At 53.3% G+C, this 15,713-nt stretch carries 15 protein-coding genes; 11 read left to right on the top strand and 4 right to left on the bottom strand.

Annotated features, from left to right (window positions below; translation table 11 throughout):
• Positions 1-442: 442 nt before the first annotated feature.
• Genes ACF8D4_RS08315 through ACF8D4_RS08305 form a run of 3 tightly spaced genes read right to left on the bottom strand, consistent with a single transcriptional unit; the run spans position 443 to position 2,833 of the window.
• A complete protein-coding gene (locus ACF8D4_RS08315) occupies positions 443-1,792 on the bottom strand; it encodes an ATP-binding protein (RefSeq protein WP_392468583.1) in 1,350 nt (449 codons plus the stop codon).
• A complete protein-coding gene (locus ACF8D4_RS08310) occupies positions 1,792-2,481 on the bottom strand; it encodes a response regulator transcription factor (RefSeq protein WP_071475612.1) in 690 nt (229 codons plus the stop codon). The genes ACF8D4_RS08315 and ACF8D4_RS08310 overlap by 1 nt, the downstream gene beginning before the upstream one ends.
• Positions 2,482-2,494: 13 nt before the next feature.
• The gene (locus tag ACF8D4_RS08305) at positions 2,495-2,833 is read right to left on the bottom strand and encodes a PepSY domain-containing protein (RefSeq protein ID WP_392464898.1); all 339 of its coding nucleotides are present in this window, start codon (positions 2,831-2,833) and stop codon (positions 2,495-2,497) included.
• A gap of 516 nt (positions 2,834-3,349) precedes the next feature.
• On the opposite strand from ACF8D4_RS08305, the gene ACF8D4_RS08300 reads away from it, so the two are divergent.
• Positions 3,350-4,180 (top strand): choice-of-anchor H family protein, encoded by an 831-nt coding sequence (locus ACF8D4_RS08300; RefSeq protein WP_392464897.1) that lies wholly within the window; start codon positions 3,350-3,352, stop codon positions 4,178-4,180.
• Between the two features lie 106 nt (positions 4,181-4,286).
• Here the strand turns inward: ACF8D4_RS08300 and ACF8D4_RS08295 are convergent, their stop codons facing one another.
• Positions 4,287-5,417, bottom strand: a complete 1,131-nt coding sequence (locus ACF8D4_RS08295) for a methyltransferase (RefSeq protein WP_392468581.1) — start codon at positions 5,415-5,417, stop codon at positions 4,287-4,289.
• A gap of 163 nt (positions 5,418-5,580) precedes the next feature.
• Between ACF8D4_RS08295 and ACF8D4_RS08290 the strand changes: the two genes are divergently transcribed.
• The 10 genes from ACF8D4_RS08290 (at position 5,581) to nqrF (ending at position 15,659) form a co-directional block, all read left to right on the top strand.
• Positions 5,581-6,243 carry an alpha-ketoglutarate-dependent dioxygenase AlkB gene (locus tag ACF8D4_RS08290; protein WP_101053888.1) on the top strand — a complete coding sequence of 221 codons (663 nt, stop codon included), beginning with the start codon at positions 5,581-5,583 and terminating at the stop codon, positions 6,241-6,243.
• A gap of 75 nt (positions 6,244-6,318) precedes the next feature.
• Positions 6,319-6,618: a BolA family transcriptional regulator gene (locus tag ACF8D4_RS08285; RefSeq protein WP_028779744.1), complete on the top strand. Its 300-nt coding sequence runs from the start codon at positions 6,319-6,321 to the stop codon at positions 6,616-6,618.
• Between the two features lie 124 nt (positions 6,619-6,742).
• The gene (gene luxS / locus ACF8D4_RS08280; protein ID WP_025011876.1) at positions 6,743-7,252 is read left to right on the top strand and encodes an S-ribosylhomocysteine lyase; all 510 of its coding nucleotides are present in this window, start codon (positions 6,743-6,745) and stop codon (positions 7,250-7,252) included.
• Between the two features lie 133 nt (positions 7,253-7,385).
• Positions 7,386-9,431, top strand: coding sequence for a TonB-dependent receptor domain-containing protein (locus ACF8D4_RS08275; RefSeq protein ID WP_208142014.1), 2,046 nt, complete (start codon positions 7,386-7,388; stop codon positions 9,429-9,431).
• A 371-nt stretch (positions 9,432-9,802) separates the two neighbouring features.
• Positions 9,803-11,134, top strand: a complete 1,332-nt coding sequence (locus ACF8D4_RS08270; protein ID WP_144135964.1) for a Na(+)-translocating NADH-quinone reductase subunit A — start codon at positions 9,803-9,805, stop codon at positions 11,132-11,134.
• A complete protein-coding gene (locus tag ACF8D4_RS08265) occupies positions 11,131-12,330 on the top strand; it encodes an NADH:ubiquinone reductase (Na(+)-transporting) subunit B (RefSeq protein WP_392464894.1) in 1,200 nt (399 codons plus the stop codon). Before ACF8D4_RS08270 ends, ACF8D4_RS08265 begins: the two co-directional genes overlap by 4 nt.
• Entirely contained in the window at positions 12,323-13,111 is a 789-nt protein-coding gene (locus tag ACF8D4_RS08260; RefSeq protein WP_144133428.1) for a Na(+)-translocating NADH-quinone reductase subunit C, read from the top strand. The genes ACF8D4_RS08265 and ACF8D4_RS08260 overlap by 8 nt, the downstream gene beginning before the upstream one ends.
• Positions 13,111-13,743, top strand: a complete 633-nt coding sequence (locus ACF8D4_RS08255) for an NADH:ubiquinone reductase (Na(+)-transporting) subunit D (RefSeq protein ID WP_025011872.1) — start codon at positions 13,111-13,113, stop codon at positions 13,741-13,743. Before ACF8D4_RS08260 ends, ACF8D4_RS08255 begins: the two co-directional genes overlap by 1 nt.
• A gap of 5 nt (positions 13,744-13,748) precedes the next feature.
• Positions 13,749-14,357, top strand: coding sequence for an NADH:ubiquinone reductase (Na(+)-transporting) subunit E (gene nqrE, locus ACF8D4_RS08250; RefSeq protein WP_025011871.1), 609 nt, complete (start codon positions 13,749-13,751; stop codon positions 14,355-14,357).
• 45 nt (positions 14,358-14,402) lie between these two features.
• Positions 14,403-15,659 (top strand): NADH:ubiquinone reductase (Na(+)-transporting) subunit F, encoded by a 1,257-nt coding sequence (gene nqrF, locus ACF8D4_RS08245; protein ID WP_025011870.1) that lies wholly within the window; start codon positions 14,403-14,405, stop codon positions 15,657-15,659.
• Positions 15,660-15,713 lie beyond the last annotated feature (54 nt).

Below are 15,713 nucleotides of genomic sequence, written 5' to 3'. Positions count from 1 at the left end.
GTTCACAGCGTGTCACAGGATCGCCTGTGCGAAAGGCGCACCGCAGGTGATGGGCCACAACTTAGCTAGCCGCTAGGATCAAGTTCATTGGTGAGTTTTGGCTTGAAGCAATGCTAGCCACTGTGCCAGTGGCCTAACATCGTGGAACAAATGCATTCATGCACAACGGCCAGCTCACCATCCCAGGTTTGCGCTCGAAAGCATGTTGCTGCGCAACTCTCGCCGTGTCACAGGGGAGCCTGTGCAAAAGGCCGTTCTCGGACATCCTGCTTTTCACTGCATTCGGGCTTCGTGTCCATCCCTGCGGCAGGCAGAAACATCCATTGCCGGAAACTTGGGCTGTGCTTATTGGCAGCATCAAGGGTGGCATTGGTGCCATTTTGTAAGATAAGCCTTGTTGGAAATCGGTAAGGATGGGGAATGAATGTACTATTCCCTAATCTCAACTTCTGGGTAAAAACAGGGTGAAGCGGGCGCCACCCAGGGGAGATTGATCTATTTGCCACTGGCCTTGGTAGCTCTGCAGCAGATCTTTGACTATCGCCAGTCCTATACCATGGCCTTGTTGGTAGTTATCGGCTCTGACACAGCGCTCGAACAGCTGGGTTTTCTGCTGCTCTGTAATGCCCGGGCCATCGTCTTCGATGCAGAGGTTCAGGCTTTTTTCGCTAACCCAGGCTTTGAGTACGACCTTGTTGTTTGCTGCCTTGCAGGCGTTATCCAATAGATTACCTAGGAGTTCGGCCAGGTCGGCTTCATCGCCGTAAAACAGGGCGCTTGTTGCCAGGTCAGCCTCAAACTCCAGCGCCTTGTCCGCATAAATCTTGCCAAGGGTTCGCAGCAGTTTGTCGGCCACGGTTTTACTGTCCACCCCTTGGTGCCAAGCGCCGCTGCCGGCACTTTGGGCTCGCTTCAACTGGTGCCCTATGCTGGCGTTAATTTGGCTGATGGGCTCTTGGGCATCGCTTGGCAAAGACTTGAGGCTTTGCAGTACCGCCAGCGGTGTTTTCAGGCTATGGGCCAGATCCGACAAGGCGTTGCGATAACGTTGGCGTTGGCGCTGTTCGTTGCTTATCAGGGCATTGAGTTGGGTCGCGACCTGTTGCAGCTCCTTGGGATAGTCGCTGCCGAGATGTTGCCGTTTGCCTTGCTCAACCGCTTCGAGCTCGGCGCGAAAGCGCGCCAGTGGTTTGAGTGTCCACCAGAGCCAGCCACCTTGTACCAGTAACAGGAACAGCATCAATAGTCCCAGGTATTGCCAGAGCTGGCGGCTGAAGGCGCCTTGGGTTTGCTCAAAGCCGGTCTGATCTTTGATGATGTGTACGGTAAAGGGAATATCCCGGCCGTTATCCGAGGCCGAGGCAAAGCTGGCGCTGAAGCTGTAACTGAAGTGGGGCTTGCCCAGGAGAAGCATTTCGCCAAAGCGGCCTTCTCCGAGTGGTGTGCTTGGAAGCTTGCCCGGAGGCGGCATACCGATAAAGGAAGGCGAATGCCATACCAGTTTGCCTTGGCTGCTGACCAAGGCGTAGAGCCCGGATTGATCTATGTTGAACTGTTTGTCCTGTAATTGATCCGGCAGAACCAGTTCGCCCTGTTCCACTTCTGCCAATGCCAATACTCCATAAAGGGCGGCGCTGAGTTCATCTTTTACCGCGTGGGTCAATTGGGCACGAAAGGCATCGCTCAGGGTCACGCCGATAAGCGGCAAGAGCACCAGATTCAGCAGCAGGGCGCTGATCACCAGCCGGCTCTTGAGTGAACCGGGCAAAAGCCTTGCTGGCAAGGGGGTCATCAGGGGTTATCTCTGACAGGAAGCGCGTTGAGGCGATAACCCTGACCACGCAGGGTTTCAATAAGCCCAAGTGTGCCCTCGGGATCCAGCTTCTTGCGCAAACGGCGAATAAATACCTCAATCACATTGGAGTCCAGATCAAAGTCCTGATCATAGATATGCTCGATAAGCAGACTCTTGGAAGTGACTTCGCCCTGATGCAGCATCAGATACTCGAGCAATTTGTATTCGGAGGCGCTGAGGCTGACACTGTGTTTGCCGAGTCGCACTTCACCGCTGCTGGTATTCAGGGTGACAGGGCCACTTTGCAGTAAGGGGCTGGCCTTTCCGGCGCTACGGCGGATTAAAGCCTTGATCCTGGCGGTGAGTTCCATGGGGTGAAACGGTTTGGTGAGGTAGTCATCACCACCGGCATCCAAGCCTTCCACCTTGTCTTGCCAACCATCTCTGGCGGTGAGGATCAGCACAGGGTAATCCAGTCCCTTGGCACGCATCTGTTCAATCAGTGCTATGCCGCTGAGTTTGGGCAGACCGATATCGATAATGGCGGCATCATAGGGATATTCCGCCGCCAGAAACAGGCCTTCTTCGCCGTCTGACGCCGTATCCAGATTGAAACCTGCCTCTTGCAGATGTTGTTTTAAGTTGGCCTGTAAGGCGGCATCATCTTCTACCAATAACAGTCGCATAAGCTGTTTCCTGTCAGTTTGCCTGCAGGCGGCCGCTGCGGGCATCCACAGAGACATAGACAATTCGGCCACTGTCCTGCAGCAGTTTGACCCGATAACCCGGGTTGCCGTTGACCCTGACAGACTGCACCCTGAGTACTTTGCCGCCATAAGCTTGCTTCACCAGTCTGGCGGCTTCATCGCCGCTGCGGACTTTCAGCTTGGCCTCCTGGCCCTGAGTCGTTCGTTCCGGCTTGGCAAAGGGGCCGGCATGCAGGGGCTGAGCGAAAGCCAGCGACAGCAATAGCATGCTTGCCGCGATAATTCCGCTTGAGTGATAAGCTTGCTGCTTGATTTTACTGCCCCTTTTCATGGTTTTGCCCTTTTGGAAACGCTTGGCCCAGTGTAAAAGATCCCCGCGGTGGATGAAATAGCCAGCCGGGTCTTCACTCTCTATCTGTCTTACCCCCGGTTTTCGCTCAGGCCCGGTCAGTTGTACTCCTTCCAAGATGAACATCGGCTGACAGAAACCGTTCATCTCATGTTCACCCAGGCTGACTTTTAATAATGCTAAGGAAGGCGCGAATAAGTCCTCGTGGCACTCTGGCTTGCACAGCAATTGGCGTTCAAGGCATCTGACTGAAGGCATGCCGGGGCATGTCGAAGTCGGATAACGCAGAGAGCCGGTTGCTGTGAAAGCCCCGAAGGGCGTGGCTTACAGACCTGCCTGCTATGTTGTGCTTCTTGCAAAGGACTAGGGCCATTTGCGGCGAACCACGCCTTGCATCCAGGCCTGTAAGCCGACGCAGAGCACACATGGGACTTGTTCGCACCTTCCCTAAGTCAAGCAACCCGAATAAGCGTGAGATGCGCCCTGTGGAGAAGCACTATGAAATTATTATTTTACACTGTATTTAGCCTGTCTTTGTTTTTGGCTCAGCCCGCTGCCTATGCCAAGGAGCCTGTTGGCGGACAAGCCTCCATCGGCCAAAAAGCGCAGCAACCGAGCGAAGAACAGGATAGCCCAGGCGCCGAGATACGGGCGGCACAACACAGGCAGTTGCTCAAGCAACTGCAGCAGGAGTGGCAATCTGCTGGAGCTCAAGTTTCCGGTGAGCGCATGACCCGCGAGCAGATGATTGCCAAGAAACAGAAACTGCCCGAGAGCCAAGCCGCGCCGCAGCGGATGGTTTCCATGGCGGCCCACAGCTATTACCATGAGTTCAGCTTTTATGAGGCGGCCAGCTACCTTTATGACGATTATGACTCTGATGGCTTTTATCGCAGCTTTGCGGTGCGCTTTGATGCCGATGTTTACGGCAATGATCCGGCCGAGTCTGTGCCCGTTTATGCCGAGCTTTATCTAAGCCGCAACGGCGGTGACTGGGAGCATTACTACAGCACTGAGGTGTTCTACATTCAGGGAGACAGTACCCAGGATGACTTTGAAGTGCTCACCACGTTGGAGAGCGGCTATCCCAGCGATCACTATGATGTGCTGATCGATCTCTATGAGCCCGGCTACAGTGACATAGTGGCGACCATAAGTTCTTACGAAAGTAATAGCCTCTATGCCTTGCCGCTTGAGAGTCGCGAATGGGACAGAGATGATGGCGCGACCGTGATAGTCGATGCCGGTGGCAGCCTGTCAGTGGTGGCGCTCGCAAGTCTGGTACTGCTTGGCGGATTGCGTTACAGACGCGGCCAAGTTGCCGCCTGAAATTACAAAATTTAACTACACAGGCCGGGGTCTCTCCCGGCCTGTTTCTTTCCGGGTTCCCAATGGGGGCCGGAATGGGTCAACAAGGTTTACTCTTGTTGGCCTTTTATTTGGAGGCTTGCAGGATCACAAACTTACCATTAGAGGCTATGGTCTTGCAGTTGCCGAACAGGCGCTTGAGCTTGATGTGGTAGCCTAGGTGGCGGTTGCCGACCACATGCAGTATGCCGCCGTTCACCAGACGCCGCCTGGCATCGAGGAACATCTGCCAGGCAATATGATCTGTGATGGCCTCTCCCTGATGAAACGGCGGGTTACAGAGCACCAGATCCGGTGCGACGCCGGCGCTCAAATGACTCAGACAGTCGTCCCAATAAAAGTGGCCGCGTTCGGCTTCAAAGCCATTGCCCTGCCAGTTGAGCCTGGCACTTTCCACGGCCATATCTGAGTCATCGACAAAGTGAATACTTGCATCGGGATAACGCTTGGCCGCCGCCAGCCCCAAAACGCCATTGCCGCAGCCCAGGTCCACCACAGAGCTAAACTCACCTTCGGGGAGGTTGGCCAACATCAAACGGGCGCCGATATCCAGTTTGCCGGCGGCAAATACATTGCTGAGATTACCGATATTGAGGCCGAATTCGCCAAGGGGCCACTCGCTGGGGGCTGGCAATTCGCGTGCCTGGCCATCGGCGAAGGCGGTAATCACCCGGGTCTTTTTCCATGCCAGACTGGCGCTGGCCTGGCCCAGATGTTTGCCAATCAGGGCCAACAAGGCTTGATTGATGGATTTGGCCTTGGCGCCAATCAATACCCGGGTACCGGCGGGAAGCATATTGGCCAGCATGGTCAGCTGCCAGGCAAAAAAGTTGAGGTTCTTGGGCAGCTTCAGCAATATGGTATCGGGTACACAAGCAGGCATTTCCCGACTGTTTAGCCAGTGAATGTCGGCATCGCTGAGATGGTTTTTCTCAAGATTTTGTCGAGCACCAAGGTGGGAAGTGCGGGCATCCGAGCTCCAGTGAATCTTTGCATCTGGGTAACCTCGGCGAATGGCGCACAGCAGGGCACCAAAACTGTCGTTGATAATAAGCACAGATTGAGGCGCCTCTTCCTCGGCGAGCTGTTTGAGCAGGTGTTCATCGGCGGCATCCCAGGCCTGGAGGTTGGATTCCTGCTCTTCGGGATAGCGGTGCAGAGTGAGCTGAATATCAGCGGCTGAGAACTGGCTGGTCATATAACTGGGCTTAAAGGACGAATTTGCGCGGATTATCGCAAATACTGGCGCTCAAGGCGATATTTGCGAAAATCTGCCTTGGTCATTATGTAATAGAGAAGGCTTAAGCCGGGCAATAAGCCACAGAGAAACAATGCCATGAAGTTCAAAGGTGAGTTCAAATATGAGTTCAAAAGAGATACAGCAGTCCTTGTTTGCGCTTGAGCCTGGGTCATCTGCTGAGTCGGCAACAGGCGTGCAGCGGTTTGAGCAGCCGCCTATGTTGCTGGTGCGCGGTTATCTCAATCCAGCCCAGCAGGATGCCATTTGGCGCGAGGCGGAGCATTATCCCCTGACTCGCCCAGAGCTTGAGATATTCGGTAAGCGTCACGCCATTCCCCGTACTCAGGTGTGGTTTGGCGATCCCGGCTGTGATTATCGCTACTCAGGGTTATTGGTCCGGGCGCTTCCCTGGCCCAAATATCTGTTACGGCTAAGGCAAAAGCTGGATCGGGACTGGCAGCTTGGCAGCAACGGCGTGCTGGTAAACCGTTATGCCGATGGCCGCGACGCCATGGGTTGGCACAGCGACGATGAACCTGAGCTGGCAGAGGGGGCCGATATCGCGTCAATCAGTCTGGGCGCCGGGCGCGATTTTGATTTGAGACACAAGCAAAGCGGCGAGAAGCTGCGGCTCAGGCTTAACTCGGGCGATCTCTTGTTGATGCGCTGGCCGATGCAGCAGGAGTGGCAACATGCTTTGCCAAGAAGGCTGAAACTCACTGAGCCCAGGCTCAATCTCACCTATCGGCGGCTCAAACCGGGTTTTCATCCTCCTGGTGGTTGAAAATTGTCGGATTGATCTTTGTTCGCCGACGCAGTAACCTGCCGCCAATCCCAACAGCTTATATCAGGTTTTACCATGTCCGTTGCCCAGACCATAGAGCAGAAGTTGCGCCTCGCCCTGACGCCGAGTCATATAGAAGTCATCAACGAGAGCCACAATCACCATGTGCCGCCTAATTCAGAGACGCACTTCAAGGTGATCATTGTCAGTGAAGCCTTTGATGGCAAGCGTCTGCTGGCTCGCCATAGAGAAGTGAACCAGGCATTGGCGGAAGAACTGGCCAATGGCGTGCACGCGCTGTCCATGCATACTTATACTCAGGCCGAATGGGATGCTCAAAGCGCCGTGCCTGAGTCGCCCAAGTGCCGTGGTTAAAAGTCCTGGCTTGATAAACTGCCTCCAGGGGCTGCATTTGTGTTTTGGCGCTGTAATAATAGCGCTTTGAGACGCGAAACCATTTAACAGTGCAAGCCAGCTTGCCATCCAAGGGAGAATACCCATGCCATTGTTAGACAGCTTTACCGTGGACCATACCAAGATGGAGGCACCGGCAGTGCGGGTGGCCAAGACCATGAGCACACCAAAGGGCGATACCATTACGGTATTTGACCTGCGTTTTTGCGCGCCCAACAAGGATATTCTCAGCGAGCGTGGCATTCATACTCTGGAACACCTGTTTGCCGGCTTTATGCGCGATCACCTCAATGGTGACGGAGTGGAGATCATAGATATTTCACCCATGGGTTGCCGCACCGGCTTTTATATGAGCCTTATCGGGACACCGGCAGAAGGCCGGGTTGCCGATGCCTGGTTGGCAGCCATGGAAGATGTGCTCAAGGTACAAGATCAAAAGGCTATTCCCGAGCTGAACGAATACCAGTGTGGTACCTATCAGATGCATTCTCTGGAGCAGGCGCAGGATATTGCCCGCAATATTATTGCCGCCGGTGTCAGCGTTAACCGCAACGACGATCTCAAGTTGAGTGAGGAACTGCTGAAGCAGCTCTAAATCCCGCCCGGCTTACCTCGCTCAATCAAGCGGCTTGATATTTACTCAAGTCGCTTTTTTTTTGTCCGTAAATCAGTTAGTTTACAAAAATATAACATCAAATGTGCGGTAACTGCTGATAGGGGATTGGGATATGAGTCAGAGGCGTGGCTTGCTTAAGGTGAGTGCAGTGGCCGGTTTGGTGAGCGGGAGTTTGGCCGGGCCGTGGGCGCATGCTTCTGAGCCTTTGGCTGCTGACCATCCGGCTTTTGAGGCCGCAGCAATCAATGCCATGTACTATGACTCGGCCGAGCGGCAATTGACCGCCGGTGGCGAGCTTATCCCAACCCTGCCAGGCAGCTTCAGTATTCGCGGCGCCGGTGGCAGCGGCCATTCCGGAATAGCGATTATCGAAGACAGGGTCAATTTGGCACCGGCACCTTATTCTGCGCCTTATCTGTGGCAACTGCCGGATCCCGATACCCTGGTTGCCAGTTCGGCCAATGCCGCCGGTAGCTTGCTCTATGGTGGTAGCGGCAGTTTTGGCGTTTTGGAAACTCAAAGCCTAGGGTTGCATGATACTCCGGGCAAGAGTGTGCGGCTTCAAGGCAATGAGGATAAAGGTTGGGGCGCCGAGGGCCGCGGTCTGATTGATGCCGATGACTATAAGGTATTGCTGCAGGCGAGCCACAGGCGCCAGCAACCCTGGCAGGAGCCGAGAAGCGCCGAGCAGGGGCAAGACGACAGCCAGACCAAGGTCCTTTTCAAGATAGCGGCCAACAGCTTGCCGGGTGCCCGCAGTCGGCAACATACTGAATTCAAGTATCAGTATTCACAGCAGCGGCAGTTTTTGCCGGGAATGGGGCTGACGGCTGCCGATTGGCAACTGAATCCTGAGTTAGTGTATGGCGCTGCCACGCAGGATAGACTCAAGAGCCGCAGCCACAGATATCAGCTGTCACACCGCGTTGAGCCTACTGCCGGTTCCCGGGTGTTTACCGAGCTTTACTACCATAGCCATCACAGCTCGCAGTTGCAGATGAGTTTTGCCGATGGCGCCTTTATTCAAGGTGACGTGCTTGAGCAACTGGCGGCCTTGGATGCCGATGCTATCGGCGCGGTTTCATTGGTCGACTTTCGCCGTGATGATGACTTCGAGGCGATGGGGATCCAGACTCAGGCCATTACTCAATATGGTCGCCACAAGGTGAGTTACAGTGCCCGCTGGCACAGAGACAAGGCTGAGCTGGCACCCGGCCTGGGGAGTTGGTTATGGCAGGATGGACGACTGAGTAATACCGCGCAGAGTCTGAGTGTCAGGATTGATGACAAGGCCAGTGTCTGGAGCTCGGCGGTGACGGCTGAACTCAACTGGTCGGCCGTGACTCTGGAGCTCGGCGTCGGCTATGAAGATGTCAGCTTGGAGCGCAGTAGCGAAACAGTGCCGCTTTCAGCCGCGGATTTCTCCGAAAGTGAATGGTTACCCACGGCCAAGCTCAGTTGGCGCGGGGAGGCACTGAGCCTGTTCATCAGTGCCGGCAGAGCCTGGGCGGCGGCGAGCCCCGGCAACCAGGGGCAACGCTCCCAGCAAGCCTGGCAATATGAACTCGGTGGCCGCTTTGAGTCAGGTAGGCTGAAAAGTGCACTGAGCCTGTACCAGCGAGACTTCGACAATCTGCATTTTGATTGCACGGCAAATAGCTTCTGCGACCCAGCGCTGCGCCTCAATCAATACAATCTCGGGGAAGTGGATGTCAAAGGCGCCGAACTGGCGCTCGACTACAGCCTGGACTCAGGCACTGTCAATTGGCCCATGGGGCTCAAGTACCATTACACCCAAGCCAATGCGCAGCACTCGGGTTGTCTTATGCTGAGCGGACCTTGCCTCATGGCCGATAAACAGCTGCCCTGGTTGCCAGAACATGCCTTGAGTCTTCATGTTGGGCTGGAGTGGGACGGCTTTAAGGCCAGGGCTCTGGGCATATATCGTTCAGAAGTGGCAAGCCTTACCCCTCAGGTGACGGCAAAGGACAGCATGCAACTGGATCTGCTGCTGAGTTATGACTTCAACTCAAAACATCAGCTCTATTTTCGCGCCGAGGATCTGCTCGATGACGCGAGCCCGTTACGTGAAGATGACACCGGCTTATTGGCAAGTGTTGGCAGACGTTTACAGCTGGGCTATCGGATGAAATTTTGAAGCAGAGCCTCCCCGGTAAGGCCGGGGAGGTGAAATAAGTATTTTCGACTATTTGGTTGATTAATTCTTTAAAAATGAAAAGTATAACTTTATGAGTCAGGACAAAATCCTGCCTTTCGCCCGCTTGCCGCTATCTCCGCTTGTTCAACTCCGCTCGATTCTCTCTTGGTCGCTTTGAAAGCAGGTTAAAACACTACAATTTTCGTGGCGATAGCGTTGCAATTGGGGTAAAATGCGCGCGACCAGCGTGATTGCGATCGCATTTCTGTGATAAATCTGCGCTAGCTCAACGCTCGATTTTTTGTGTGAGAGTCGGGGGTTAGCAGGAACGCGGCGCATTGTCTTTCCTTCAAAACGTAGTGCATGTGGATATGATTACAATTAAGAAAGGATTGGATTTGCCTCTAGCAGGCGGACCAAAGCAAGTTATCCATGATGGCCCAGCCATTAAACACGTAGCTACTTTGGGTGAAGAGTATATTGGCTTACGTCCAACGATGAAGATCAAAGTGGGCGATAAAGTGCAAAAAGGTCAGGTGATTTTTGAAGATAAAAAGAATCCTGGCGTCAAATATACGGCTTTGGCCAGTGGCACAATATTAGAAATCAACCGCGGCGCCAAACGTGTTCTGCAGTCAGTCGTCATAGAGATCGAAGGGGACGAAGCCGTCTCTTTTGCCAAGTATGATGCCCAGGCTCTGGATACTCTGGAACCGCAGCAGGTTCGCGACAATCTGATTGAATCAGGTATGTGGACCGCATTGCGCACCCGTCCTTTCAGTAAGGTGCCGGCAGTGGATGCGACAGCAGCGGCTATCTTCGTGACAGCCATGGACACCCAGCCACTGGCTGGTGACCCTCAAGTTGTTATCGCTGAGCATAAAGACGATTTCGTCAACGGCCTGAAAGTACTGGCCCGACTGACAGACAAAGTCTTCGTCTGTAAAGCACCAGGAGCAGACATTCCAGCGGGCAATGCCCAAGTGGAAGAGTTTGCCGGTCCCCATCCAGCGGGTCTGCCTGGAACTCATATCCACTTTTTGATGCCTGCCTCTGCCCGTCGCAGCGTATGGTACCTGGGTTACCAGGACGTCATCGCGATAGGTCAGCTGTTTACCACAGGTGAACTGAACAACCAGCGCGTTGTGGCCATCACTGGCCCTAAAGCCAAGAACCCTCGCTTGGTACGCACTCTGCTGGGTGCCAGCACTCAGACCCTGACCCAAGACGAAGCCGATGGCCAAGTTCGGGTTATCTCAGGTTCTGTGCTCAACGGCCGTACTGCAACAGGTCCCCATGCTTATATGGGACGCTACTTCCAGCAGTTGACCCTGATTGAAGAAGGCACAGAGAAAGAGTTCTTCGGTTGGGTAATGCCTGGAGCCGATAAGTTCTCCATTACCCGTGCTTTCCTGGGTCACTTGAGTCCTTCCCGTCTGTTCAATATGACCAGCAGTACCGGTGGTTCCGAGCGGGCCATGGTGCCTATCGGCAACTATGAGCGGGTGATGCCTCTGGATATTCTGCCCACTATGTTGCTGCGTGATCTGATCTCCGGTGATACCGATGGTGCTGTTGCATTGGGTGCGCTGGAGCTGGATGAAGAAGACCTGGCACTGTGTACTTTCGTATGTCCCGGTAAGTATGACTATGGTTCATACCTGCGTGACTGCTTGGAGACCGTCGAGAGGGAAGGCTTATGAGCTTGAAAGATTTTCTTGAGCGTATTGAACCGCAATTTGAAAAAGGCGGTAAATACGAGAAGTGGTATGCGCTCTATGAAGCCGCAGCGACCATTTTTTACACCCCGGGTAAAGTGAACAAGGGCAAGACCCATGTGCGCGATAACCTGGATCTGAAACGTATGATGATTACCGTCTGGGCCTGTACTTTCCCCGCCATGTTTGTCGGGATGTACAACGTGGGTCTGCAGGCGCAAATCGCCCTGGCCGCCGGCTTCGGTACTCCCGATGTTTGGCAGGTGGGTCTGTTTGAACTCTTCGGTACTCAGCTGACAGCCGATTCCGGCTGGGCCACCTTGATGTGGTATGGCGCCTGTTTCTTCCTGCCTATATATGCCGTGACCTTCGCGGTCGGTGGTATCTGGGAAGTGCTGTTCGCCTCGGTTCGTGGCCATGAAGTCAACGAAGGCTTCTTCGTGACCTCAGTGCTGTTTGCCCTGACGCTGCCTGCAACTATTCCGTTGTGGATGGTGGCACTGGGTATCAGCTTCGGTGTGGTTGTCGCCAAGGAGGTGTTCGGTGGTACCGGGCGTAACTTCCTCAACCCAGCACTGGCCGGTCGTGCCTTCCTGTTCTTTGCCTATCCGTTGAACATGTCCGGTGACAACTCCTGGGTGGTTGCCGACGGTTTCTCCGGCGCCACTGCGCTGAGTCAAGCGGCTTCAGGTACCCTGGACTACGCCTTCAACCAGAACTGGTTGGATGCCTTCTTCGGCTTTATTCCTGGTTCTGTCGGTGAAGTTTCCACTCTGGCTATCCTGCTCGGTGGTCTGGTTATCATCTATACCCGTATCGCTTCCTGGCGCATCGTCGGCGGCGTGATGGTTGGTATGATTGCCGTGTCACTGCTGCTGAACCTGGTCGGTTCTGAAACCAACCCCATGTTCGCCATGCCTTGGTACTGGCACCTGGTTCTGGGTGGATTTGCCTTCGGTATGATGTTTATGGCCACTGACCCTGTGTCGGCTTCCTTCACCAACCAGGCCAAATGGGCTTACGGTATCCTGATAGGTGCCATGGCAGTGTTTATCCGTGTTATCAACCCTGCATTCCCAGAGGGCATGATGCTGGCGATTCTGTTTGCCAACCTGTTTGCGCCACTGTTTGACCATTTTGTAGTCCAGGCAAACATCAAGCGGAGGATTGCTCGTGGCTAGTAATAAGGATTCGTTCGGAAGAACGCTATTTGTCGTCGTTGGCCTGTGTCTTATCTGCTCGATTTTCGTATCGACTGCAGCAGTACTGCTCAAGCCAACCCAGCAGGAAAACAAACTGCTGGATAAGCAGAAGTTTATTCTGGAAGCCGCCAACCTGATCGACACCAAATCCGGCAAGGTCAGCAAAGATGTGGTTCTGGAAACTTACAAAAAGTATGTTGAAGCCAAGGTTATCGAGCTGAAAACCGGTGACGAAGTGACCGATATCAACGGCGATACCTATGATCAACAGAAAGCCTCTCGTGATCCAGCCACCTCTGTGGTGCCTGAGCATGACATTGCTTCGGTTAAGCGGATTGCCAAAAATGCCGTGGTTTATCTGGTGCGTGATGATGCCGGTAAAGTGACCAGCGTGATCCTGCCGGTTCATGGCTATGGCCTGTGGTCAACCATGTACGCCTTCCTGGCGCTGGAACCGGACATGAACACCGTCCAGAACCTGGTTTATTACAACCAAGGTGAAACCCCTGGACTGGGCGGCGAAGTTGAAAACCCAAGCTGGAAAGCCAAATGGCAGGGCAAGAAGCTGTTTGACGAGCAGGGCAACATAGCTATCACAGTGACTAAAAACCCAGCCGTAGCCGAGACAGACCATGGTGTTGATGCCTTGTCCGGCGCGACCCTGACCAGTAATGGTGTTCAGCACTCGCTGACATTCTGGCTGGGCGATGAAGGTTTTGCTCGCTTTATTGAAAAAGCACGCAATGGAGGATTGAGCTAATGGCCGACAGTAAAGAACTCAAACAGGTTCTCACCGGACCTATAGTCAGCAATAACCCTATTGCGCTGCAGATCCTCGGGGTATGTAGTGCCCTGGCGGTAACCAGTAAGCTGGAAACCGCATTGGTGATGACCATAGCACTGACGGCGGTAACAGCGTTTTCCAACCTGTTTATCTCCATCATACGTAACCATATTCCTGCCAGCGTGCGGATTATTGTGCAGATGACCATTATTGCCTCGCTGGTAATCGTGGTGGATCAGGTGCTGCAGGCATACGCCTACGACATCTCCAAACAGCTGTCGGTATTCGTTGGTTTGATTATTACCAACTGTATCGTGATGGGCCGTGCCGAGGCCTATGCGATGAAGACGCCACCACTGATGAGCTTTATGGATGGTATAGGTAACGGCCTGGGTTATGGTCTGGTGCTGATGAGCGTAGGTTTCGTCCGTGAACTCTTTGGTAACGGTTCGCTGTTTGGTGTTGAGATACTCTCCAAAATCTCAGACGGTGGCTGGTATCAGCCCAACGGCCTGTTACTGCTGCCGCCAAGTGCCTTTTTCCTGATCGGTATTCTGATTTGGATAATCCGCACTTATAAGCCAGAGCAAGTAGAAGCAAAAGGGTAAGCGCGATGGAACATTATATCAGTTTGTTAATTCGCTCTGTTTTCATCGAAAACATGGCACTGGCCTTCTTCCTGGGGATGTGTACCTTCCTGGCCGTTTCCAAGAAAGTGAAGACGGCCATGGGTCTCGGGGTTGCGGTTATTGTGGTACTGACTATTTCAGTACCAGTTAACCAGATGATCTATCAGGGTATCCTGGCTCCTGGTGCATTGGCTTGGGCCGGTGTACCGGATGCCGATCTGAGCTTCCTTAAGTTCATTACCTTTATCGGTGTTATCGCAGCCTTGGTTCAGATCTTGGAAATGGCTCTGGATAAGTACTTCCCGCCACTGTACAACGCCCTGGGGATCTTCCTGCCGCTGATCACAGTAAACTGTGCGATTTTCGGTGCGGTATCCTTCATGGTTGAACGTGACTACAACCTGGGTGAGAGCCTGGTGTTCGGTTTCGGTTCCGGTTTGGGCTGGGCATTAGCTATCGTCCTGTTGGCCGGTATCCGTGAGAAGCTGAAGTATGCTGATGTGCCTAATGGTCTGCGTGGTCTGGGTATTACCTTTATCACTGCGGGTCTGATGGCCTTAGGTTTCATGTCGTTCTCTGGTGTGTCCCTTTAAGGGACACCAAGCGGCTTCCGAAATTGAACCTCTAAGGATAAGTTAATGGATATTCTTGGTATTTTTAAGTCTACTCCACTCGAGGTTTACCTCGGTGTGAGTATGTTTACCGCGATAGTTCTGATCCTGGTATTGGTGATTCTGTTCGCCAAATCCAAGTTGGTCTCCAGCGGTGATATTACTATTGGCATCAACGGTGACCCAGAGAAGGCGATTACCACTGCTGCCGGTGGCAAGTTGCTGGGCGTTTTGGCCAACAACGGTATTTTCGTGTCATCTGCCTGTGGTGGCGGTGGCTCTTGTGGTCAGTGTCGTGTCAACGTTAAGTCCGGTGGCGGTGATATTCTGCCAACCGAACTGGATCACATCAGCAAGGGTGATGCCCGTAAGGGTTGCCGTCTGTCTTGTCAGGTTAACGTCAAGTCAGATATGGAAATTGAGCTGGACGAAGAGATCTTCGGCATCAAGAAGTGGGAATGTACTGTTATCTCCAACGATAACAAGGCGACCTTCATTAAAGAGCTTAAGCTGCAGATCCCTGATGGTGAGTCTGTACCTTTCCGTGCCGGTGGTTATATTCAGATTGAAGCCCCTGCTCACCATGTGAAGTACAAAGACTTCGATATTCCAGCAGAGTATCGTGGTGACTGGGAACACTTTGGCTTCTTCAACCTGGAATCCAAGGTTGATGAAGAAACCATTCGTGCATACTCTATGGCCAACTATCCGGAAGAGTTTGGCATTATCATGCTGAACGTGCGGATTGCCACACCTCCACCACGGAATCTGAGTCTGCCTTGTGGTAAGATGTCGTCTTACATCTGGAGTCTCAAGCCAGGTGATAAAGTCACTATCTCCGGCCCATTCGGTGAGTTCTTTGCCAAAGATACCGATGCTGAAATGGTCTTTATCGGTGGTGGTGCAGGTATGGCGCCTATGCGTTCTCATATCTTCGACCAGCTCAAGCGTCTTAAGTCCAAGCGTAAGATGAGCTTCTGGTACGGTGCCCGTTCCAAGCGCGAAATGTTCTATGTTGAAGATTTCGATGGCCTGGCGGCTGAGAATGATAACTTTGTCTGGCATGTGGCCCTGTCCGATCCTCAGCCTGAGGATAACTGGGATGGCTACACAGGCTTCATTCACAACGTGCTTTATGAGAACTATCTCAAGTCGCACGACGCCCCTGAAGATTGTGAGTTCTACATGTGTGGACCTCCAATGATGAACGCAGCGGTAATTGCTATGCTGAAAGATCTTGGCGTTGAAGATGAAAACATCCTCCTGGATGACTTCGGTGGCTAAGCATTAGTTCATTCCCTGGCACTGCCTTTTGGCAGTGCCAGTTTGTAAGGGAAA

Source organism: Shewanella sp. YQ_9, from assembly GCF_043103185.1.
Lineage (GTDB): Bacteria > Pseudomonadota > Gammaproteobacteria > Enterobacterales > Shewanellaceae > Shewanella > Shewanella algae.
Note: the sequence above shows the minus strand (reverse complement) of the source record. Positions and strands in the feature narration are given on the sequence as shown.